The sequence below is a fragment of the Virgisporangium aurantiacum genome (assembly GCF_016863635.1).
GTDB classification, from domain to species: domain Bacteria; phylum Actinomycetota; class Actinomycetes; order Mycobacteriales; family Micromonosporaceae; genus Virgisporangium; species Virgisporangium aurantiacum.
Map to the genome: position 1 here is coordinate 143,323 of NZ_BOPG01000012.1, position 22,543 is coordinate 165,865.

Annotated in this window: 18 protein-coding genes; 5 read left to right on the top strand and 13 right to left on the bottom strand. The window is 72.1% G+C overall.

Annotation, left to right across the window (positions count from 1 at the left end):
- Window positions 1–87 precede the first annotated feature (87 nt).
- Genes Vau01_RS09475 through Vau01_RS09485 form a run of 3 tightly spaced genes read right to left on the bottom strand, consistent with a single transcriptional unit; the run spans window position 88 to window position 4,585 of the window.
- On the bottom strand, window positions 88–750 hold the full coding sequence (locus Vau01_RS09475; protein WP_203989396.1) for a Bax inhibitor-1/YccA family protein: 663 nt from the start codon (window positions 748–750) through the stop codon (window positions 88–90).
- Between the two features lie 37 nt (window positions 751–787).
- On the bottom strand, window positions 788–1,756 hold the full coding sequence (locus tag Vau01_RS09480) for a thioredoxin family protein (RefSeq protein WP_239151457.1): 969 nt from the start codon (window positions 1,754–1,756) through the stop codon (window positions 788–790).
- A gap of 60 nt (window positions 1,757–1,816) precedes the next feature.
- Window positions 1,817–4,585: a helix-turn-helix transcriptional regulator gene (locus Vau01_RS09485; RefSeq protein WP_239151458.1), complete on the bottom strand. Its 2,769-nt coding sequence runs from the start codon at window positions 4,583–4,585 to the stop codon at window positions 1,817–1,819.
- A gap of 123 nt (window positions 4,586–4,708) precedes the next feature.
- Between Vau01_RS09485 and Vau01_RS09490 the strand changes: the two genes are divergently transcribed.
- Together Vau01_RS09490 and Vau01_RS09495 are read left to right on the top strand one after the other, a co-directional pair.
- Window positions 4,709–5,575 (top strand): MBL fold metallo-hydrolase, encoded by an 867-nt coding sequence (locus Vau01_RS09490; RefSeq protein WP_203989400.1) that lies wholly within the window; start codon window positions 4,709–4,711, stop codon window positions 5,573–5,575.
- Complete coding sequence (locus Vau01_RS09495; RefSeq protein WP_203989402.1) at window positions 5,575–6,417, top strand: enoyl-CoA hydratase/isomerase family protein; 843 nt, start codon at window positions 5,575–5,577, stop codon at window positions 6,415–6,417. The genes Vau01_RS09490 and Vau01_RS09495 overlap by 1 nt, the downstream gene beginning before the upstream one ends.
- Here the strand turns inward: Vau01_RS09495 and Vau01_RS09500 are convergent.
- From Vau01_RS09500 to Vau01_RS09545, 10 genes are all read right to left on the bottom strand, one after another.
- Window positions 6,414–6,797, bottom strand: coding sequence for a DoxX family protein (locus Vau01_RS09500; RefSeq protein ID WP_203989405.1), 384 nt, complete (start codon window positions 6,795–6,797; stop codon window positions 6,414–6,416). The genes Vau01_RS09495 and Vau01_RS09500 overlap by 4 nt on opposite strands.
- Window positions 6,798–6,799: 2 nt before the next feature.
- Entirely contained in the window at window positions 6,800–7,756 is a 957-nt protein-coding gene (locus Vau01_RS09505) for an alpha/beta hydrolase (protein WP_203989408.1), read from the bottom strand.
- Complete coding sequence (locus Vau01_RS09510; RefSeq protein WP_203989410.1) at window positions 7,753–8,595, bottom strand: alpha/beta hydrolase; 843 nt, start codon at window positions 8,593–8,595, stop codon at window positions 7,753–7,755. Before Vau01_RS09510 ends, Vau01_RS09505 begins: the two co-directional genes overlap by 4 nt.
- A complete protein-coding gene (locus Vau01_RS09515) occupies window positions 8,592–8,879 on the bottom strand; it encodes a hypothetical protein (protein ID WP_203989411.1) in 288 nt (95 codons plus the stop codon). The genes Vau01_RS09510 and Vau01_RS09515 overlap by 4 nt, the downstream gene beginning before the upstream one ends.
- Window positions 8,876–9,640 (bottom strand): SDR family oxidoreductase, encoded by a 765-nt coding sequence (locus Vau01_RS09520; protein ID WP_203989413.1) that lies wholly within the window; start codon window positions 9,638–9,640, stop codon window positions 8,876–8,878. The genes Vau01_RS09515 and Vau01_RS09520 overlap by 4 nt, the downstream gene beginning before the upstream one ends.
- 78 nt (window positions 9,641–9,718) lie before the next feature.
- A complete protein-coding gene (locus Vau01_RS09525) occupies window positions 9,719–12,445 on the bottom strand; it encodes a helix-turn-helix transcriptional regulator (protein WP_203989415.1) in 2,727 nt (908 codons plus the stop codon).
- 114 nt (window positions 12,446–12,559) lie between these two features.
- Window positions 12,560–13,243, bottom strand: a complete 684-nt coding sequence (locus tag Vau01_RS09530; RefSeq protein ID WP_203989417.1) for a sigma-70 family RNA polymerase sigma factor — start codon at window positions 13,241–13,243, stop codon at window positions 12,560–12,562.
- 153 nt (window positions 13,244–13,396) lie between these two features.
- Window positions 13,397–16,906 carry an NACHT domain-containing protein gene (locus Vau01_RS09535; protein ID WP_203989426.1) on the bottom strand — a complete coding sequence of 1,170 codons (3,510 nt, stop codon included), beginning with the start codon at window positions 16,904–16,906 and terminating at the stop codon, window positions 13,397–13,399.
- A 60-nt stretch (window positions 16,907–16,966) separates the two neighbouring features.
- Window positions 16,967–17,635, bottom strand: coding sequence for a response regulator (locus tag Vau01_RS09540; RefSeq protein WP_203989428.1), 669 nt, complete (start codon window positions 17,633–17,635; stop codon window positions 16,967–16,969).
- A complete protein-coding gene (locus tag Vau01_RS09545) occupies window positions 17,635–18,765 on the bottom strand; it encodes a sensor histidine kinase (protein ID WP_203989430.1) in 1,131 nt (376 codons plus the stop codon). Before Vau01_RS09545 ends, Vau01_RS09540 begins: the two co-directional genes overlap by 1 nt.
- A gap of 132 nt (window positions 18,766–18,897) precedes the next feature.
- Between Vau01_RS09545 and Vau01_RS09550 the strand changes: the two genes are divergently transcribed.
- Genes Vau01_RS09550 through Vau01_RS09560 form a run of 3 tightly spaced genes read left to right on the top strand, consistent with a single transcriptional unit; the run spans window position 18,898 to window position 22,522 of the window.
- Window positions 18,898–19,914: an alpha/beta hydrolase gene (locus Vau01_RS09550; RefSeq protein WP_203989432.1), complete on the top strand. Its 1,017-nt coding sequence runs from the start codon at window positions 18,898–18,900 to the stop codon at window positions 19,912–19,914.
- Entirely contained in the window at window positions 19,911–21,011 is a 1,101-nt protein-coding gene (locus tag Vau01_RS09555) for an acyltransferase family protein (protein WP_203989434.1), read from the top strand. The genes Vau01_RS09550 and Vau01_RS09555 overlap by 4 nt, the downstream gene beginning before the upstream one ends.
- Window positions 21,002–22,522, top strand: a complete 1,521-nt coding sequence (locus Vau01_RS09560) for an NUDIX hydrolase (protein WP_203989435.1) — start codon at window positions 21,002–21,004, stop codon at window positions 22,520–22,522. Before Vau01_RS09555 ends, Vau01_RS09560 begins: the two co-directional genes overlap by 10 nt.
- The last annotated feature ends 21 nt before the right edge of the window (window positions 22,523–22,543 follow it).

The window sequence follows — 22,543 nt, forward strand, 5'->3', positions numbered from 1 at the left end:
TCTTGTCTCTGTCGAGTAGGACACTGCGCGTCCGACCGCTCCGTGGCACCCGTGAATGTCCCTGGTCTGTGCGTGCGAGCCGACGGGTCAGTCGCCCCGCCGGCCGCCGAAGATCTGCAGGAAGAACAGGAACACGTTCAGGATGTCGAGGAAGATCGACGCGGCGAGCATCGGCGCGGAGTCGAGGCCACCGCGCTGCCGCAGCCGCTGGAAGTCCACCATGGTGAGGCCCGCGAAGATCACCAGACCGATCGCGGAGTAGATCACCGCGCCGCCCGGGATCTCGACGAAGATCAGCACGACGCCGAAGCCGATGAGCGCGACCAGCGCCCAGAAGCCCAGCCGGGCGATGATCGACAGGTCCCGCCGGATGGCGTAACCGGCAGCGCCGAAGCCGGCGATGAACAACGCGGTCGCACCACCGGCCAGCCACAGCGCCTGTGGATCCGTGTCAGCGTAGTAGGCCAGCGTCGGTGCCGTGGCCACCCCCATGAAGACCCCGAAGGCGGCCAGCAGCCCGACGGTCAGGCCGCGCGACCGGCGCAGCGCGAATCGCATGCCGATCAGACACGCGAAGGCGGCGAGGAACGCGAGCAGGCCCGGCCCGTACGGGAGGTCGCGGCCCAGGTACGCGCCCGCCGCGAACAGCCCGGTGGTGACCGCGACGTACCCCATGGTGTGCGAGAACAGCGTTGCGGTACGACCCGGTGGATACGCACCGACCGCCCGGAAGCTGACCGCGTCGCCCATTACCGACCCCCTCCGGCCGCTGAGGATGACCCCTGATCTACCCGAAGGTGAAGGCATAGGCCCGGACGCCGGGGTCCAGGAACTCGACCTCGAAGGTGCGTTCCGTGACGGGGCCCGGCTGCCGGATGAGCTGGAAGAGCCGCGCCTCGGAGACGGTGCCGTCGCCACGGTCGTCCACGTCGAGTCCGTGTGCGTCGCCGGGCGGCCGGCCGTCCAGGCGGACCCGGAACCCGACGGATCCGCCCGCGGTGGACGGCGCCATGACCAGGTGCACGTCGCGGGCATGGAAGCGGTAGGCGATCGTCCCCTTCGCCTGGTTGAGCTCGACGGCCTGCCGCGTGATCGTCCAGTCCCCCGACAGTGCCCACTGGTTGAGGCTCAGCCGCGGCGGAACGCTGTATCTGTGCCGCGTGCCCAGGACGGCGCCGTTGCGGGAGGCGAAGTTCTCGCTGCGCTCCGAGCCGAGGTAGTTCTCCGGCGACCACAGGCTCTCCCAGTTCGCGGCCGCTTCGAGACCCGTGGCGTCGACCGGTGCCGGATCCCGGCCGACGCCGGTCCCGTCGCTCCCGGCCAGCAACCGTTGGATCGCCGCTTCCGACTGCTCGTACTCGCCCTCGCCGGCGGTGTGGTGGCGGATGCGTCCACGGCCGTCGACCAGGTAGCGGGCGGGCCAGTAGTGGTTGTCGAACGCGGTCCAGATCTCGAAGTCGTTGTCGACCGCCACCGGGTGGTCGACCCGCAGGCGCGCGACGGCGTGGCGGACGTTGTCGAGGTCGTGCTCGAACTCGAACTCGGGGGCGTGGACACCGATCACGACCAGCCCGTGCTCCCGGTACCGCTGCTCCCAGGCGCGCACGTACGGCAGCGTCCGGAGCCAGTTGATGCAGGTGTACGTCCAGAAGTCGACGAGGACGACGCGGCCGTGCAGACCGGCGGCGGTCAACGGTGACGAGTTCAGCCACGTGGTCGCGAGGCCGAGGGACGCGAGTGCTCCCGCACGGATCACCGGCCCAGCGTCGCGGGTGCGGCGGGCCGCTCGCATCTGCCGGTGGACAGTCCACGGGCATCAATGCGGGGGGACGGCGGCCCCGTCGCCGGGCAGGACGCGGTCCAGGTGCGCGCGCGAACCGATGTCCAGCTTGGTGAACACCTTGCCCAGGTGGTACTTGACCGTACGCGCGCTGAGGAACAACCGCGCGCCGATCTCCGGGTTCGACAATCCGTCGCGGGCCAGCCGGGCGATCAGGAACTCCTGTGCGGTCAGCGCGCCGCGGGTCACCGTCGCCCGCTTCCGGACCCGTTCGCCCGTCGCGGCCAGCTCCCGTGCGCTGCGCGCGGCGAACGCGTCCATGCCGATCGCGGTGAACATGTCGTGGGCGGTTCGCAGCCGCACGCGTGCGTCGAGCCGGCGGCGGTCGCGGCGCAGCCACTCGCCGTAGAGCAGGTACGCGCGGGCGAGCTCCGGGCGTAGCGTCGTCCGGCTCAGCCGGTCGATCGCCTCCCGGTAGAGCTCCTCGGCACGGGCGCCGTGGCTCACCAGCGCCCGTGAGCGGGCCTCGATGCCCACGGCCGCGTCGGTGCCGGCCGGTCGCGTGGTGTCCGCCAGCCGGTCGAGGGCGTCCCGGGCCAGTTTCTCGTCCGCCACTCGCGCCGCCGCCTCGACCAGTTCGGGAAGCGCCCACGCCGACACCCAGTGCTCGAAGGTGTTCGAGGTGGCCGTCGTGGCCGCCGACACCGCGTCCCGGTAGTGGGCAAGGCCGTTGTGCAGGACCGCGGCCGCCCAGTGCCCGTACAGCGCGACACCCGGCCCCGCGGCCTCGGCCTGCTCGATCGCCACCGACAGTTCGGTCTCGCGTCCCTGCAGTGCGTGCATTCTCAACGCGCTGTACGGCGCGAAGCGGCTGCCGGTGACCGCCGCGACGCTGTCGGCCTCCGCGATGTTCGCGGCGACGGTGTCGAAGTCACCCGTCCACGCGCAGGCAAGGCTCAGCGAGGACAGGTGCAGCGGCAGCTCGGCCAGCGCGCCGGCATCCCGCAGCAGCCGGACCTGCCGGGTGGCGATCGCGAGTGCGCCGTCGTTGTCCCACACGGCGTTGCTGGCCGCGGGGGCCATCCACCCCCAGCGCAGGACGTGGTCGACCGGGATGTCGGCGAGTCCGGCCGCGGCCCGCTGCAGCGTCGGCGTCGCGGTGGCGCGCCCGTCGGTGATCAGCGCCGCCAGGCCGTCGAGCAGCAGGTCGAGCGGGCGCGGACCGCCGGGGGTCGGGGGCAGTGCCCGGACCGCGCGGCAGATCTCGAGGAGGACGCCGGCGCCGGAGGAATGACCACCGGTCGACGCCGCTCCCCACGCGGTCAGGTAGATCTCGCGCGCAAGACCGAGATCGAGCGGTGCCAGCCGGCTCGCGGCCCGTAGCAACAGGGGCGCGGCGTCGCTGCTGCCCACTGCGAACGCGACCTGACCACGCACCATCTCGACCCGGGCACGTTGCGACTCGTCCAGCGCCGCGCCGTCGACGGTGGTCAGCAGTGCCAGTGTCGGGTCGAGCGCGCCGGCCCGGAAACTGGCCTGGGCCGCCGCCAGCACCCGATCGGTGCGGCGGGCGGGATCGGCGGTGAGCGTCACGGCACGCCGGAGGAACGCCGCGGCGGCGGCCAGGCCACCGCGTGCCCGGGCCCGGGCGGCCGACCGCTCGAGCTCCGCGGCGACCGGCTCGTCCGGGCCGAGGGTGGCGTGCGCCCGGTGCCAGGCCCGACGGTCCGGATCGGTCCCGGCGTCGGTGGCCTCGGCCAGAGCGAGATGGGCCCGCTGGCGCGCCTGCGGCGACGCCGACCGGTAGACCGCGGACCGGACGAGCGGATGCCGGAACCGCACCCGGGCGCCGACCTCCAGCAGGCCGGCCTCGACCGCCGGTGTCGCCGCATCGGCGGGAACGCCGAGCCGCTCGATGGCCCGCCACACCAACACCGGATCACCGACCGGCTCAGCGGCGGCCGCCAGCAGCAGCGTTCCGGTCTCGGCGGGAAGCGCGTCCAGCCGTCGCCGGAAACTCTCCTCGATCCGCCCCGACAGCGGGATCGCGTCGGGCAGGGCGAACCCACCGGCCAGCTCGGCCGGCGTCAGGCCCTGCGGCAACTCCAGCAGGGCCAGCGGATTACCCCGGGTCTCGGCCACCAACCGGTCGATCACCTGGGCGTCGAGCGGCCCGGTCAGCGCCGCCGCCAGCAGCGCCCGCGCATCGGCGTCTCCCAACCCCCCGACCCTGAGTTCGGGCAACCCCGCCAGGTCGTTGCCCGCGCCGCGGGTGGCGAAGACCAGCCCGACGCACTCGGCGACCAGGCGACGACCCACGAAGCCGAGCACCTGTGCGGACGCGTGATCCAGCCACTGGGCGTCGTCGACCAGGCAGATCAGCGGGTGCTCCTCGGCGACCTCGGCCAGCAGGCTCAACGTGGCCAGCCCGACCAGGAACCGATCCGGCACCGGACCCGACCTCAGACCGAACGCCGTTTGCAGTGCCGCACACTGCGGCCCGGGCAGCTCGTCGACGCGGTGCAGCATCGGCGTCAGCAGTTGGTGCAGCCCGGCGTAGGCGAGTTCCATCTCCGACTCGACGCCCGCGGCACGCGCCAGCCGGCACCCCGAGGCGCGCTCGACCAGGTGGTCCAGCAGCGCCGTCTTGCCGACGCCCGGCTCGCCGTGCACCACCAACGCCCGGCCCGCGCCCGCTCGCACCGCGCCGAGGAAATCGTCGATGACGCCGCATTCACCGCCCCGGCCCCGCAGGTCGGCCGGTACACGTCGGTGACCACCGACCCGGCGCCCCGGCAGCGCCACTAGCCCACCCTCCCGGCCATACCGCCACGATAGGGCCGGTAATCGGACCCGGGAACACCCTGGTGCGACGCGGCGATGATGGCATTCAGACTTCGACCGGTTTGATTGAAGGAGGGTTCAATGATGAGTTCGTTGTCCATCGACGTGTTCACCAGCGGGTACAAGCCGATATCCGGCGGCCCGGGCTGGGACGACAGCAGCCCCGCCACCTGGCCGGCCAGCACCTCGACGCTGATCGCCGGCCACGGCGACGCCGTCCTCGTCGACGCCCTGCTCACCGTGAGCGAGGGACAGCGACTGGCTGCCTGGGTGCGCAACTCCGGCAAACGGCTCCGGGCGATTGTCGTGACCCACGCGCACGCGGACCACTTCTTCGGGGCCGGGCCGGTGCTGGACGCCTTCCCCGACGCTCGCCTTCTGGCCTCCGACCAGCAGGTGGTCGACGAGGCCCGCGCCCAGACCACCCCCGGCGCCCTCGCGCGCTGGAACGCCTGGTTCCCCGGACGGCAGGTCACGGACGCCCCCGCGACACCGGTCCTGGCCGGCTCGTCGGAGTTCCACCTGGACGGCCGACCCCTGGTGTTCCGCACGATCGGCGGTGCCGACGGCGTACTCGCCACCATTGTGCACGTGCCGGATCTGCGGGCCGTCTGCGCCGGCGACATCGTGTACAACAATGTCCACATGTGGCTCCGCGGCTCGACACCGGACTCGCGCAGGGCATGGCTGGCGTCCCTGGACGCCGTCGCCGCCCTCACGCCGTCGACGATCATCACCGGCCACCGGGATCCCGCCGCGCCCGACGACGACGCCGGCCGCGTGCTCGACCAGTCCCGCCGCTACATCGAGGACTTCGACCGGACCGTGGCCGTGTCCGGCACCCCGCAGGAGGTCATCGACACGATGGTCGAGAGGTATCCCGCCCACGGCAACCGGTACACCCTGTTCGTCGCGGCGGTGAGCCAGTTCCCGCCCCACCGGAGCACGTGATGACCCGCACCTACCGCACGTTGCGGGTCACCCCGACCGACGAGGGTGTGCTCGGCGTGGTGATCGACGCGCCGCCGATGAACCTGATCGGACCGGAGCTGGTGCGCGACCTGGTGAACCTAATGGGCGAGCTGGGGTCGGAGTCGGACCTCCGGGTCGTGGTGCTGGAGAGCGCCGACCCCGAGTACTTCGTGCCACACGTCGATCTCACCAAGGTCGCGGAGTACACCGCCGAGGCCGCCAAGGCGGGCGGACCGGACGACGCGTCGCTCGGCATGTTGTGGCACAAGCTGAGCGAGCTCCCGGTCGTCACCATCGCCAAGCTCCGCGGCCGCGCCCGCGGTGCCGGCAGCGAACTGGCGCTCGCGTGCGACATGCGGTTCGCCGCCCGGGAGAACGCCGTCCTCGGACAGATCGAGGTCGGCACCGGCGCACTGCCCGGCGCGGGCGGCATGCAGCACCTGGCGCGGCTCCTGGGGCGGGGCCGCGCCATGGAGGCGATCCTCGGCGCGGCCGACTTCGACGCCGAGGTGGCCGAACGGTACGGCTGGATCAACCGGGCGCTGCCCGACGCCGAACTGGACACGTTCGTCGCCGACCTCGCCCGGCGAATCGCGTCGTTCCCCGCCGAGGCGGTGCGAGCCACCAAACAGGTGCTCAACGAGCTGACGCTGCCCGCCGCCGACGCGATCCGCGCCGACGCCCGGCTGTTCCAGCAGCTGGTCCGCTCCGACGCGGTCAAGGCCCGCCTGGCCACCCTGTTCGCGCAGGGCCTGCAGACCCGGGGTCCGCTCGAACTGGACCTCGGCGAACGACTCGGCACCCTGGGCCACGACGCCTAACGGACAGGCCGGCGGACCGCGGCGAGGACCAGCGACCCGACCGCGAGAGCCAGGTAGCCCGACGTGATGAGGACGTACCGGTGCTCGCGGGCGCGTAGATGGACACCGACCGCTCCGCAGAAGAACAGAACCAGGCCGGTCCCGGCGGCGGTGCCGACGACCGGGACGCCGGACAGTCCCAACGCCAGGCCGGCCGCGCCGGCCGTCTTGAGCGTCCCGGACATCGGCAGCACCGACAGCGGGACGCCGACCTTCGCCGACATCCCGACGGCGAAGTGCCCCCTGGTGAAGTCGGAGTAGGCGGCGACGCCGTTGGCCGCGATCGTGGCACCGGTGACGACAACGTCGAGAACGTGCCGGCTCCGCGGCGCAGCGGACATGGTCACTTCCCGTCGGTATGGAGGGCCTTGCGCAGGACGTGGACGGCGAGTTCGACGGCGGCGGTCGTGGCGGCGGTGCCGCGCAACGGGTTGAGCATCATGAAATCGTGGATGGTGCCGTTGTAGCGGACGCTCGTCGTCCGCACCCCGGCGGCGGTGAGTTTGCGGGCGTAGGCCTCGCCCTCGTCGCGGAGGACGTCGTTTTCGTCGACGACGACGAGTGCCTCGGGTAGGCCGGCGAGGTCGTCGAGGGTGGCCCGTAGCGGCGATGCCGTGATCTCGTCGCGTTTCTGCTTGTCGGGCAGGTAGGCGTCCCAGAACCAGGCCATGCTGGCGGCGAGCAGGAACGGGCCGCCGGCGAATTCGTGGTAGCTGTCGGTGTCCTGCCCGGCGTCGGTGACCGGGTAGTACAGGGACTGGTGGACGAAGGTGACGTCGCCGCGCTGTTTGGCCAGGATCGCCAGGGCGGCGGTCATGTTGCCGCCGACGGAGTCGCCGGCGACCGCGAGGCGGGACGCGTCGAGGCGTTCGGCGGCGCCGTGTCGGATGATCCAGCGGGCGGTGGCGTAGGCCTGTTCGATGGCGACCGGGTAGCGGGCCTCGGGTGAGCGGTCGTACTCGACGAACACGACCGCGGCGTCGGCGCCGACGGCGAGTTCGCGGACCAGCCGGTCGTGGGTGCCGGCGTTGCCGAGGACCCAGCCGCCGCCGTGCACGTACAGGACGACCGGCAGCGTGTCCGTGGTGCCGGGTGGTGTGACGATGCGGACCCGCACATCGCCGACGTCGGCCGGCACGGTGATCCACCTCTCGTCGACGTCGAGCTTGTCGATCGGGCCGGCCTGGATGTCGTCGAGGATCTTGCGGGCGTTCTCGACACCCACCTCGTACAGGAACGGCGGCTTGCTCGTCGCATCGGCGATCGCCTGCGCCGCCGGTTCCAGAACATGCTCGCTCATGTCCGACCTCCCTGCCGGTGCGTCTGCGCGTGGGTCGTCGCCCATTCGAGGGCGTAGTCGGCGACCTGCTCCCAGCCGGGCTCGACACCGGTGAAGTGGGAGCGCTCCGGGAACTCGTAGTAGTCGGTCGTCGCCTCGGAGTTGCGGTACTTCTTCGCGTTCGACCGGATCACCGACGGCGGCATGAGGTGGTCCTTGCCACCCGCGATGAACAACAACGGCGCACGGTCGTCGAGGTCGTAGTCGACCCAGGTCTCCTGGTGACCGGGCTTCCAGTTGGCGATCAGGCCGTAGGCCCACACCCAGTTCCCCGGCGCCGGAATATGCAGCCGGTCGTACGCGGCGTCGGAGTCCTCCCGGCTGACGGTGTTGGCGAAGGCGTAGTGGAACTGCTCCTTGGTGAACCCCACCGCACGGTGCCGGTTCGCCGGGTTCCGCAGGACCGGGAACAGCGACCTGATCTGGGACGGCGGGTTCACCCGCACCCCCTCCGGCGGCGCAGAGTCGATCGTCACGGCGGCAGCGCCCAACCCGCGGTTGACCAGGAGCTGGGTGAAGGTCCCGCCGAAGGAGTGCCCCATGATGATCGGCGGACGGTCCAAACCCTCCACCACCTCGCTGAGATGGTCCAGCGTCGCGGGAACCGACGCCTCGGCGATGACCTCCGGCTTCTCCCGCAACGCCTCGACCTCGATCTCGAACCCCGGATACGTCGGCACGATCACCTCGTGGCCCTTCGCCCGGTAGTGCTCCACCCAGCGGTCCCAGCTGCGGGCGGTCATCCACAACCCGTGGATCAGCACGATCGGCGGGGCACCGGTCGTCGGTTGACTGGTCATGATGAATCCTGTTCTGTGAGACCCGTGTCGGTAGGCAGGACGTACTTGAGCACGTGCTGTGCGACCTCGTTCGCGGCGGAGACCACTCCGGTGTGCGTGCGCCCGTCGACGCGCATCGAGAGCGCGATCGCGTCGAGCAGCCGCGCGATGCCGAACATGGCGTACTCGCCGGGTGGCTGGGAGCGGTAGACGCCCTTCTCGATCCCGAGGCGCAGTCTCCGCGCGGCCTCGACGAGCAGGGCCGGGTCGCCGCGGAGGCCCCAGGGCGAGGTCGTGTCGGTCATGGTTTTCCCGCCCGCGGCGGGTTCAGCGGGAGCCAGTCGTCGAACCGGGTCGTCGCCAGTTGCGCGCCGGCGCCCGGCAGGAGCGTGTCCTTGTCCAGCAGGACCTCGAAGTAGCGCGCATCCGGGTCGGTCACGACGGTGCGGGGGTCACCCCGGTACGCCAGCCCTCGCCGCACGAACTCGTCGAGGCCGAACCGTTCGGGGCCGCCGATCTCCACGGTCGCGTCGAGCGGGGCGCCGACGGCGGTCCGGCCGACGGCGCCGGCCACGTCGTCGGCCGCCATGGGCTGAATACCGGCGTCGGACAGGCGCACGGTGCCGCCGTCCGTGGCCGCCTGGGCGATGCTCCCCAGGAACTCGAAGAACTGGGTCGCGCGCACGATCGAGTAGCGCCGGCCGGAGTCCTTGATCAGCGTCTCCTGCGCGAGCTTCGCGCGGAAGTATCCGCTGTCGACGAGCCGCTCGGTGCCGACTACCGACAGGGCCACGTGATGACCCACGCCCGCCCGCTCCTCGGCGCCGAGGAGGTTGCCGGTGGCGGTGCGGAAGAAGTTCATCGCGGCGTCGTCGGCGAAGGACGGCGAGTTCGAGACGTCGACCACCACGTCGGCGCCCCGCAGCGCCTCGTCGAGGCCTTCGCCGGTCAGCGTGTTGACGCCGGTGTCGAGTGACGCGGCCACGGCTTCGTGACCGTGCTCGCGCAGCTTCGCCACGAGTTTCGAGCCGATCAGCCCGGTACCGCCGATGACGACGATCTTCATGGGAGATTCCTTCCGCCCCGCTGGAACGCTGTCGGTAGCGAAGACAGGACAGCCGTGCGGTTTGTGACACCTGACTGGTCAGCTGCGGCGGAGCTGCCTGCGTGAGCTGATGCTCAACTTGGTGAAGACCTTGCGCAGGTGCCATTCGACGGTGTGTGGACTGAGGAAGAGCTGGGCGCCGATCTCGGCGTTCGTCAGTCCGTCGCCGGCCAGGCCGGCGATGTGCGCCTCCTGCACGGTCAGAGTGTCGCTCGCGCGGGTGGCGCGCTGGGCGACCGACTCGCCGGTGGCCATGAGCTCGCGGCGGGCGCGGCTGGCGAACGCGTCGGCGCCGGCCGCGGTGAACATGTCGTGGGCGTTGCGGAGCTGGCCGCGGGCCTCCTGGCGGCGGTTCTCCCGGCGCAACCACTCGCCGTACACGAGGTGGGCGCGCGCCAGCTCCATCCGGATCCGGGTCCGGCCGAGGTGCTCGATCGCCTGCCGGTACAGCGAATCGGCCGCGGCGCCGGTCACCAGCAGCGCACCGGCCCGGGCCAGCACGCCGAGCGCCCAGTCGGTTCCGCTGGCGCCGGCGATCGCCGCGAGGCGCTCGTGCGTGTCGGCGGCGAGGTCGGTCCGGCCGCTGCGCGCGGCCGATTCGACCAGTTCCGACATCGACCAGTAGACGAGCCCTGACTCGACCGGGTAACCGACCGCCGCGCGGGCCGCCGGGACGGCATCCCGGTAACGGGCGAGCCCGTTCATCAGGACCGACCGCGCCCAATGGGCGACCGTCACCCCGGCGGACTCGCCGCGGGCCACCGCGTCGGCCAGGCTGGCCTCGATCAACGGGACGGCGACCGCCTCGTCGCCGTGCCAGGCCGCCGACGCCACCGCGCCGTACGGTGCCAACGCGGCCCCGGTCGCGTCGCCGATCGCCTGGATCTCGGCGACGAGCGCGGCGGCCGCCGCACGTTCACCGGCGAACAGGTGCACGACCACCTGCGAGTTCAGGGTCAGCGGCAGGGAACTCAGGTCGCCGACGCCACGGGCGACGCGTACGTGGCGGGCGGTCAGCGTCGACCAGTTCTCGTCGTCCCACAGGCGGGCGGCCGTGATCGCCGCCAACCACAACCACGGCTGATCGCCCTTCGTCGACGTCTCCTCGGCGCGGAACGCACGCACGGCCGCCCTCATCGCCGGGACGCCGGCCGGATATCCGTCCGTCTGCACCACGGCGAGGCTGTCGAGGAGGAGATCTCCGGGCCGGTACCGCACCGGCTTCGGTGCCGCCAGCACCGCCCGCGCCACCTCGGCCAGGCCCGAACCGGTGGCGAGCCGGGCGGCTCCCATCGCGTCGCGATAGGCGTCGCGGGCCAGGTCGACGTCGAGCGGCTCGAGCCGTTTGGCGGCCCCCAGCAGCAGACGCGATGCGGCCGGGTCGGCCCCGGAGGCAAAAGCGATCTGGGCCCGCATCAGGTTCACCCGGGCCCGGTGGAGTTCGTCGGCCGGGCCCTCGTCGGCGACGACCAGTAACTTCAACGCGATCTCGAACGCGCCGGATCGGAGTTCGGCGTCGGCGGCGGCCAGGGCACGGGTCGCGCGGGTCGCCGGGTCCGGGGTCAGCTCGGTCGCGCGCCGCAGGAACTCGGCCGCGGCCGCGAGGCCGCCGCGGCGCTGCGCCCGGTCGGCGGAGCTGACCAGGTCGGTGGCGACGTCCTCGTCGGCGTCGGCAGCGGCGTGCGCGCGGTGCCAGGCCCGCCGGTCGGGGTCGGCCGCCGGGTCCGTTGCCGCGGCCAGCGCCCGGTGGACGTCGCGGCGCTCCGCGGGCGACGCCTCCCGGTAGATCGCCGTGCGGACCAACGGGTGACGAAACCGGACCCGGGAGCCCACCTCGATCAGCCCGGCCGCCTCAGCCGGCGCCACCGCGCTCATCGGAACGCCCAGTCCCGTGATCGCGCGGAGCAGCAACCGCACGTCACCGACCGGATCTGCCGCGGCCGTCAGCAGCACCTTGCGCGTCGGGGGCGGTAGCGATCCCGCCCGCTGGGCGAAGGTCCGTTCGATCTGGCTGGCCAGCGGTCGGACGTCCGGGCTTCCGAACCCGCCGGCCAGTTCGGCGGCCGTGAGCCCGCGCGGCAGCTCCAGCAGAGCCAGCGGGTTGCCCCGGGTCTCGGCGACGAGCCGATCCCGCACCTGTTCGTCGAGCCGACCGGGTACCACGGAGTCGAGCAGCGCGCGGGCGTCGTCGTCGGTCAGGCCGCCGAGCCGCAGCGCCGGCAGTCCCCGCCACTGCGGACCGTCAGCCGGCTCCCGGACCGCGAACACCACGCCGATCCGCTCGGCGAGCAGGCGACGGGCGACGAACGTCAGCGCCAGCGCCGACGTCTGATCCAACCATTGCGCGTCGTCGATGACGCACAGTAGCGGCCGGTCCTCCGACACCACTGCCAGCAGACTCAGCACGGCCACCCCGACCAGAAACCGGTCGGGCGGACTCCCGGCGCTGTAGCCGAACGCGACGGCGAGCGCCTCGCGTTGCGGGCCGGGCAGGCGATCGCGAAGTGGGAGCATCGACCCGCACACCTGGTGCAGGCCCGCGAAGGCGAGCTCCATCTCGGCTTCGACCCCCGCCACCCGGGCGATCTTGAATCCGCCCGCGCGCCCGGCCAGGTCGTCGAGCAGAGCCGACTTGCCGACGCCCGCCTCACCCCGGATCAGCAGGGCACGCCCCTGGCCGGCGCGCACGTCGGCGACCATCCGGTCGAGGATCGCGCGCGCGGTGCGCCGGCCACGGAGCTCGGGTGCCGGCGCACCGCTCGTCATGGCTCAAACCACCCCGGGTTCGAGGCTAGAGCCGACAGCCTGATCGCGATAGGGACTTCCCGGTGTCGCGAACCACCTCCCAGGAGCGATCTTGGACAGCGATTCCCTTGAATGTCAGACGGTCCGCTTCAGATCCGCGATCAGAACGGCTTCGAGGCCGCTGAGGTCGCCGCTGTGCGATGCCACCGCGAACGCCCGTCGCAACCGGTGGTGTAGACGGCGGTGCTGGCGGCGGTGCTGGCCGCGGTGCTGGCCGCGGTGTGCGGCCCCGCCGATCGGCCCGCGCCGGCCGGTGGCCAATCGGACCCGGGCACGCCGCACGAGTTGCCTCGCGTTGGCCGCGCCGATCCGTAGCGTCCGCGCGATCCGCGGGTACGGAAGATCGAAACCCTCACGCAGCACGAATACGGCCCGTTCGGCCGGTGGCAGCCGTTCGAGCAGCAGCTGAACGGCCTGCCCGATCCGCTCGCCTCGCTCGGTCAACACCGCTGGGTCGGTGTCGTGGTCCGCCACCTCCTCGTGCGGCCAGGCGGCGACCGGCGTCTCGTACCTGCGCCGGGCCGAGCGGGTGACGTTGATGGCCAGCCGGCTCGTCGCGGTCACCAGAAACGCTTCGGCATTGAGCACCTTCGCGCGGTCCACACGCTGCCAACGCAGCCAGACGTCCTGCACCACGTCCTCGGCCTCCTCGACGGTGCCGACGATGCGGTAGGCGATCCCGAACAGGCGTCGGCGCTGACGGAGGAACTGGTCGAGGTCGGAGCGGGCCCGTTCGTCACTTGACCAGCATGTTTTCATCGGTCCGCCTCCCTGCCCGCCGACGCCGATCTCACCGTCGTCGCCGGGCCGGGGCGGGCGCGCCCCGTGAAGTCCGTGGTTGATGCCGTGGTCCGTCCCAGGACGGTCCAGCCTCATCAGCTAGACCGGACAGCCCCACGATGTGTGACAGTCTCAGCTCCGCTGGCCGGCGGATGCCTCAAGCCTGTCGATCGCGCTGCGGAACCTGTTCCTGAGGTCGATGTCGCGAAGGCCCACACCGAGCTTCGGGATGAGTTGTTCCGCCAGGTTCAGCAGCGGATGGGCGGTACCCGGCTCACCGGTCGCGTGTTCGAGCAGGACGGTCAGGAGCTCCACGTCCGATCGTGAGGTCTGGCGTTCGCTCCAGTCGATGTGCCACGAGCCGGGTTCGCCATGATCCGCGGCCACGGCTGCCGCGATGCCGATGACGTCGTCTCGCTTCTCGCCCTGCCACAGGACGCGCGCGGCGTTGATCCGGGTCCCGATCGGCAGATTGCGGTCGCCCGCGATGTTCGTGAGTGTGCTCGCGGACGCCGGAGCGGGATTGGCGAGTATCACGTGGGCCCAGGCACGAGCGGTGACCGGATCCCGGTACCGGAGGTACTCCGTCTCCGCCAGGTCGATGATCCACGGTTCGTGCGGTCGATCGGTCAGCGCCCTGATCCCCTCGCTTCGCGCGCCGGCATCGGCCTCTCGGGAGAGAAGCTCCCGCACCCGGCGCCGAGCCCTTCTGCCGGCGCGGTTGACGAGTTCGGCGAGCGCGCTGCCCCGGATCTCGGGGTCGTCATCGGCAGCCAACAGTTCGAGCAGTTCGGTGGGCGCCGACCGACGGAAAACGTCTCCGGGCAGGTGTCGGCCGATGGCAGCGCTGACACCGGGAACAGCGTCCGCGACCAGCGGCTCCAGTGCGATGACCAGTTGCTCGTGTTCGGCGTGTTCCAGGGAGATCCTGGCTTCGGCCCGGACATCCGGGTCCGGGTGGGTGAAGAGTGAGCGGATCGGGTCGAGCGATTCCGCGGTCACGCAGAACTGCAGCGCGGCGGCGGCCGCCACGTCCGCGAGCGGACCCAGGTCGTCGCGGAAGTCGTCGACCAGTTGGTCCGTCATGGTGGGCGGCGACCCGGTCAGGACGTGAACGGCGAGCCGGACGGCGTACTTGTCGCGCGCCAGCAGGAGCCCGGCCGCGAGAGAAGGGTTGATCGCGATCTCCCCCTGCTGGATCGCGGCCACCACGGCCGACAGCCACGCGCCCGGCCAGGAGTACCTCGACTCTGGATCGCGGCACACGTGGACGAGGTCGACGAGCGACCACGGACTCGTGCCGCTGGCCGGACCTGGCGCTCCGGCGCGGATCGGGTCGGGACAGCACGTGAGCCATTCGTCGACCACGCGTCCGGTCGTCTGCCGCCCGATGGGACCCGATTCGACGCGGACGCTGCGGTACGGATCTCGGTCGACGTCGTAGTAGTTCCGCACGAACTCCTCGTTGTTCTCCTCCAGAACGGCATCGATCTCGTCGAGGAGGTCATCGGGGGTGAGCCAGGATGCCAGCCCGGAGTCGGGACCCGCGGAAGGATCCAGTCGGTACCGGTTCAATCCAGGGATCATCCGGGCGCGGGCGTGGACGTTCCACTCGATCGGCAACGAGACCAGTGCCTCCTCGACCCGGTACGCGGTGGCGAACCTGTTGAGTCTGTTCAACGTCGCCAGGAGCGTGAGCGCCTGATCCACGACACGGTCGAGCAGCGGCGGACGGTCGGCCGACGGGAGCTGCACGACGCAGCGCAGGGCGGTGGTCGTACTCAACCCGAACGTGTCCGGACGATCCCCGGCTATCTTCCGGATCCAGGACTCCGGTGCCGGGCTCAGTCCGGCGATCAAGGGGATCGTGTTGGTCCAGTCGGGATCGAGCCACCACACGTCGTCGATCTTCCGCGCCCCGGCGGCCGGGTCCAGGCGAGCGATGTGCAGCGCGGTGAAGAACTCGTGGAAGAGCCGATGGTTGAAGCGGACGAGCCCGGCGGACGTCGGGTCCGAGGTCGCGTCGATGACGAGGAGGCCGCCGAGTTCGTCCAGTTCGGCGCGGGCGTCGGTTCTGGACGTCGACCCCGGTCGCGACCGCATGATCGCCTTGACGGCGTCGGACACCTCGATCTGGTCCCGCCACACCCCGCCGGACGTGGACAGGTGCCATGCCAGGCGGGCGGCCGCCTCCATCGCGTCGTCGATCCTCTCGGCCGCGCGTCTCTGCTCGAACTTCCAGATGACGCCGAGGATCCGGCGGGCCATCGCCTCCAGGACGCCGGCGCTCGTCTGTGGCAGCCGTTCCGGGTTGTCGTTCAGGATGGCCAGCATCGTGAGAAAGAGCGGGACGAAGACGATGTTCGAGACCGTCGAGCGATCGACGGCCTCGAGGAAGCTCTTTGCCCGCGCGGTATCCCCGCCGTACCAGTTCACGGCGAACGTCACGACGTCCTGCTTGCTGTACGGCCGCAATGCCAGGCACGCGTCGGGCAGGTTGAACTGGTCGAAGCCCGGATCGAATCCGAAGCGCCGGGACGAGAGGACCGCCCGCCGGTCGGCCACGCACTCCCGGATAGCGGCCCACAAGAAACCCTTGCGGTCGTTGGGAACCTCGTCCAGACCGTCGATCAGAGGTCGCACCCTGCCGCCCCGCGAGACGTGATCGCGCACCGCGACCATCGCGTCTCCCCGTGGGCGCGGCGTCGACGCGAACGCCCACTCCACCGATCGCCGGACGCAGGTGTCGACACGGTCGACCGAGTCGTCGCGGGCGAGCATGCTCGCGGGGCAGAACAGCGGAAGCTCAAGGTCTGCAAGCTCTGCGCCACGGTCGAGATCGTCGAGCGCGGCCTGCGCCATCGTCCGTGCTTCGTTCTGCAACGTCCACGTCTTGCCCTGGCCGGCGTCACCGAACAGAACGATCAGGTTGTGGTCGGCGGACGCCGCGGCCCACGGCCAGGTCACCTCACCCTCGCCGCCGGAAGTGCCGCTCGTCTCGACGAGTCGGGTCGCCACCACCCGCAGGGATCCGTACACCACGGCGGGGTCGGGCAGCGAACTCCGTCCGCTCCAACCGTCCGGCCAACGGCACGCCGTCGACACGACCGCCGTGAGATAGCCACGAACCGCTGCCAGCGAATGGCCGGCGCCGGTTCGGGTTCGGGTATCGGACGGGCTTGAGCGAATCACCCGCAGCAGGGCGGCGATGCCGTCGTCGGTCAGCTCCGGGATGGCGTAGAAACTGGTCGACGGCACCCGGGTGAACCGCGGGAAGTGTTCGTCCGAGCCGCCGGGCAGCAACACCGGCAGTATCTTCGGGAACCACAGGTCCTCGTCGCGGTACAGGTTGTCCGTCAGCAGCGTCGCCTCGTACCGCACCCCGCGGCTGGCACCCGATCCGGACGGACCGTCCACGCGCCGATACGCGGGCGAGGCGATCACGATGACGTAGTCGGCGCTGTCGATCTGCTCGCTCATCCATCGCGGCCAGTCCTGCCGGCGGTCGGTGAACAACTGGTCGAAGATCGCGTCGACCCCGTGCTGGCTCAGGAGCTCACAGAACTGGCGCACCGAGACCTTGTGCGCCTCCGAGTCGTGGGCATAGGAAACGAAGACCCGCACGGACTGGGGCGCCTCCACATCGAAGAGACTCTCGGCGCCACTCTACGCCGCCGTCGATTCCGCGCGGGACCGGCGACCTCAGCCGGCCCGCGGCCCGACCAGGCCGGTTTCGTACGCGATGATCACCAGCTGCACGCGGTCGCGGGCGTCGAGTTTGGTGAGCAGCCGGGCGACGTGGGCCTTCACGGTGGCGACCGTGATGTGCAGGTCGCCCGAGATCTCGGTGTTCGAGCGGCCCCGGCCGATCAGGGTGAGCACCTCGCGTTCGCGGTCGGTGACGCTGCCGGCGAGCCGTGGCGACGGCGACGACGGCGACGAACCCGGTGCGGCGACGAACCGTTCGATCAGCAGGCGGGTGACCTTCGGCGCGAGGAGCGCGTCGCCGGCGGCCACGACGCGGACGGCGGCCAGGATGTCGTCGAGCGCCATGTCCTTGACCAGAAAGCCGCTCGCACCGGCGCGCAGCGCGTCGTAGACGTACTCGTCGTCGTCGAAGGTCGTCAGGATCAGGACGTGGGGCGGGTCGGGCCGGTCGAGGATCCGGCGGGTGGCGGCGATGCCGTCCATGCCGGGCATCCGGATGTCCATCACCACCACGTCGGGCGCGGCACGAAGGACCAGATCGACCGCCTCCGCGCCGGTGCCGGCCTCACCGACCACGATGAGGTCGTCGGTGTCGGCGATCAGCACGCGCAACGCGCTGCGGATCAGCGGCTGGTCGTCGACGAGCAGCACCCGGGTGGGCATCAGCTGTCCAACGGCAGGCGCGCGGCGACGCGGAACCCGCCCTCCGGTCGCGGACCGGCGGAGAACTCCCCGCCGAGCAGCGCCACCCGTTCGCGCATGCCGACGATCCCGAAGCCGGGCCCCACGTCTCCCCCGCGGCCGTCGTCGAGCACCTCGATGTCGAGCGCCCCGGGCGTCCGGTCGACGGCCACCCGGCAATGGTCGGTGCCGGCGTGCCGGGCGACGTTGGTGACCGCCTCCTGGATGATCCGGTACGCCGACACGTCGACGTCGGGCGGCAGCGGCCGGCGGTCGCCGGTGTCGCGGACCTCGACCCGCACCCCGGCCGCGCCGAACCGCTCGGCGAGCGCGGCCAGGTCGGCGAGGCCGGGTGCCGGGTCACGCGGCGACGGCGCGCCGTCGGGATCGGCCTGCCGCAGCCCGCCGACCATGCGCCGTAGGGACGACAGCGTCTCCCGGCCGGTGTCCTCGATGACGCCGAGCGCGCGGCGCGCCTCCTCGGGCTGGCTGTCGATGACCCGACGGCCCATCCCCGCCTGCATCGCGATGACACCGATGCTGTGCGCCACGAGGTCGTGCAGTTCCCGCGCGATGCGCAGCCGTTCGGTCTGCGCCGCGGTGTTCGCGGCCTCGACGAGCCGCACCTCGGCGAACAGTCGCCGCTGCCGCACCGTGTTGCCGACGAGCCACGCCGCGAGCAGCGCGACGAGATACGGCACGAGCGCGGAGATCTGGTCGCCCTCGGTCCACGGCCCGGCGAACGAGAGCGCCACCTGGAAGACGGCCACGGCGACGGCCGTGCCGACCGACGCCAGCCGCTCGTGCGTCGCCGCGATCCAGCCGACGGCCACGTCGACGGCGACCACGAGAATGACGCGCATCCCGATGGCCGGCGCCGCGTTCTCCCATTCCGGCGCGCCGAACTCGACCAGGACCAGCATCACCACCAGCAGCGCCAGCACCGCGAACGGCTTGCGCCGCAACGCACCCACGAGCAACACGAGGAACGCGGCCGGCACCACGTACCACAGGCCGAAGATCGCGGCTTCGGGTGATACGCCGAGCAGCCACGCGATGAACAGCAGTGGCGACACTGCGAAACCGGTCCACGCCAGGGCCGAACGTCTCATGCCGCCGACACTAGTGAGCCGGGCCGCGCGAAACGTCCGTCCACGGGCCTAATCCCCCGGGCTACCCCGCGCCGGCGCGTTGTGATCGCCGGCCCGATGCCTCCGGTGGCCCGCTGCCGGCACGGTTTCCCCATGACACGGAGGCTTCTGCTGGCCGTCGCCGCGATGGCGCTCGCGCCGGCGTCGACGACGATGCTGGCCGCGCCCGGCCACGCCCGGCCGGTCACGCCGGTCGGCGCCGCGGCGTGGCGCGCGGATCCGCGCGGGCTGCCCGACCCGGTGACGACCGAACCGGACGCGGTCCGCCGGTACTTCGCCGGATTGGGTGACGCCGAGCAGCGCGACCTCGCGCGCACCTACCCCGGCGTGGTGGGGAACCTCGACGGCGCACCGGTCGACCTGCGGTACCGGGCGAACGCGGCGGCCGGCCACGACGGCATCCTCGGGTTCGACCCGCGCGGCCGTGGCCGCGTCGCGCAGGTCTTCGGCGACCTCGCGACCGCCGACCGCATCGCCGTTCTGGTACCGGGTGCCGGCAACCGGCTCGGCAACTTCTGGCGGGGCGTGGGCGGCAAGGCGTTCCGGTCACCGGCCCGGCAGGGCGCCGACCTGTTCGACCGGGCGCGGGCGAGCGGACCGACCGAACGGTTCGCCGTTGTCGTGTGGCTCGGTTACGAACCACCGGCCCGCATCGACGTCTCGGCCGCCCGGGAGGACCGGGCCCGGGAGGGCGCGCTCGCGCTGGGACGCTTCGTCGCCGGCCTGGCCGCTGTCCGTCCACATGCGACGGTGGCGTTGCTCGGTTACAGCTACGGGTCGACGGTGATCGGGGTGGCCGCGCCGCACCTGCCGCCGACCGTCACCGACATCGTCGCCGTCGGCAGCCCCGGAATGGGCGTCGACCACGTGACGCGCCTCGGCACGACCGCCCGCGTCTGGGCGGCGTTGTCCCGGCACGACGTCATGCGCTTCGTGCCGGGGGTGCGGTTCCTCGGCCTCGGACACGGTCGGCAACCGGCCGATCCGGCGTTCGGCGCCACCGTCGTCGCGGCCCGCGACGTCGTCGACCACGACCACTACCTCGCCGCCGGCGTCGACTCGCAGGCCACCCTCGCCCGCATCGCGTTGCTGGGAAGGGACCGCCCGTGAGAGACCGCACCATCGACGCCGTCCGCGCGGTCGCGATCGTCGGGGTCGTCCTGGGCCACTGGCTGGTGTCGGCGGTGGTGAGCGACCCCGGCCGGGTGACCGACCTGCACGGCGAGAGCCCGCTGGAGTACGCGCCCGGGCTCGCCCCGGCCAGTTGGGCGTTGCAGACACTCGGGCTGTTCTTCTTCGCCGGCGGGTTCGCGGCGGTCCGGCGCCGCAGCGCGACCGGCGGAACGGGACGGAACCGGATGCGACGCCTGGCCCGTCCCCTCCTCGCGCTGGCCGCCGTGTGGGTGCCGGCGATCGTGCTGCTCGACGCCGTCGGCGCGCCCGCACCGACGCGTCACGTCGTCGTCTCGCTGGTGACCCATCCGCTCTGGTTCCTGCTGGTGTATCTGGCGCTGACGTTCGCGGTGCCGGTGCTGCGTCCGCTGGTGGCCCGCGCCGGCGGGTGGACGGTGCTGCCGGCGGTGGCGCTCGTTGCGGCGACCGACGTGACGCTGTTCGCCGGCCACTCGTCGTGGTGGCAACCGGTGACGGTGGTCGCCGGCTGGGCGGTGCCGTACGTCCTCGGCATGCTCTGCGCGACGAACCGGCTCGACCGGCACGGCTTCGCGCTCCTCGGCGTCGGGGTGGTGGGCGGGACGGTGCTGGTGCTCGGTTTCGGGTATCCGGCCAGTGCCGTCGGCGTGCCGGGGCAGGACTTCTCGAACCTGGACCCGCCGTCGCTGTTCACGGTTGCGTTGGCACTGGCCCAGATCGGGCTGTTCCTGCTGGTGCGGCCGGCGCTGGCCCGCGTGCTGCGCCGGCCGGCTGTCGCGGTGCCGATCGAGGTGCTCACCGCGTCACCGGTAACGATTTTTCTGTGGCACCAGAGCGCGCTGCTGCTCGTGTCCTTCGGCGGCCTGCTCGTGGGACGGCCCGCCGGCCTGCTCGACGCGCCCGACGCGGGCTGGCCGCTGGCGCGACTGCGGTGGCTGCCGGTGTTCGCGCTCGTGCTGGCCGCGCTGGTGACGGTCTTCCGGCAGTTCGAGTCGCGTAGGGTGGGCGGCGCCGATGGTGGCGCCGGCAACGATATCGTTGATCGATGTCGGTGATTTCGCACCTGTACCGTGGCGAGCTGGGTGAGTGGTGTGCCGACCGCCTCACCCGCTGGGAGGATCTGACCACCCGGATCGCGTGGCGAACCCGCGCGCGGGAGCCCGTCCGCCCGGCCGACGGCGCCGACCGGCAGCACTGGGCGCAGGTGGAAAGGGCCGTCGGCATCCGGTTGGCCGCCCTGGTCCAGCCCGCCCCGCCCTACGCCGCCCTGCTCGGCCTGGTGCACCTCGGCCTGGTACGCCGCGCCTGGGCCAGCGATCAGGCCGCCCGCTACGCATCGCATGCGACCCTGCCGGCGGAGCTTCGTGACGACGCGCTCTACCACGGCCCGACGCTGGACGGCTGGGTGCGCGTGCCCGCCGGGGCCGCACCGGCCATGCCCCGCTTCGACGGGCGGGCCCAGGACTACCCGGCCGAGCCGATGCTCGCCGACCTGCTACACCGCGCCCGGGCCTACTTCGCCACGAACGCACCACCCGGCCGGCTCGGTGCCGAGCGCGGCGTGGCCCGCCTGTGCTGGCTGCTGGCCCAGTTCCAGTACGCCTACCGCAACGACGCCCTCGAACAGCCCGCCTTCCGGCTGTTCCGCCCCGGCGTGCCGACCGTCGAGGAACTGCTTGCCACCGTGCCGGACACCGCCCTGGACGAGATGGTCGCCATCGCCCGCCAGCTGGACAGCACCCGTGCGCTGGCCGAGCTGACGAAACTGGCTGGCGACCCGCCGCCCGGTCGGCCGCTCGGTATCGCCGGCCCCATCTTCCTCGACCACCGCCACGACAGCGACCTGCTGCTGGCCGGCCCGGACGGCAGCGCGCTGGTACACGTCCACGCCGCGATCGCCACCAACAAGACGGCCCGCTCCCGGCAATGGCTGTGGAACCTGCTGGGCTGCGCCTGGCTCGACGCGAGCGACGCCTACCGCATCCGGACCGTGGGCCTGTACTTCGCCCGCCACGGCGAGCTGATGACCTGGCCGGTCGACGCCCTCGCCGACCAACTGCTCGCCGGCGCCGACCGCGGCACGGCGCAAGCCGACCTCCGGGCCCTCGCCGACCGGCTGCGCAGCGAGAACGACCAACGGCGGGCCGAGCGCGAGCGGCTGCGCACCGAGCAGCGGCAATCGGCGGCCGCCCCGGCCGTCGCCGTCCACGCCCTGATCACCGACGGGCGGGGCCTCGTACTGACGGCCGGTGACGCGCTGCCCGGCGGCCCCGTCGCGCCCGGCGAAACGGTCGAGGCCGCCCTCTGTCGCTCCGTCGCGGCGACGACCGGCCTCGAGGTGGCCGCCGGCCCCTTGACCGGCGTCTACCACGACGCCCGGAGCGGCGCCGTGGCGTTGGTGTTCGAAGCCCGCATCACCGGCGGCGAAGCCGCCGACGTGCACTGGTGCGCCCGGCCGGAGCTGCCCGGCCGGCTGGCGGCCGTCTTCGCCGAGGCGGCCCACGACGCCCTGGACGCCGGCCGCGCCCGCGTCCCGGTGCGCGAGGCGGCGCTGCCCGATCCGTAGAGCGGTGCGGTACGTTTCCTG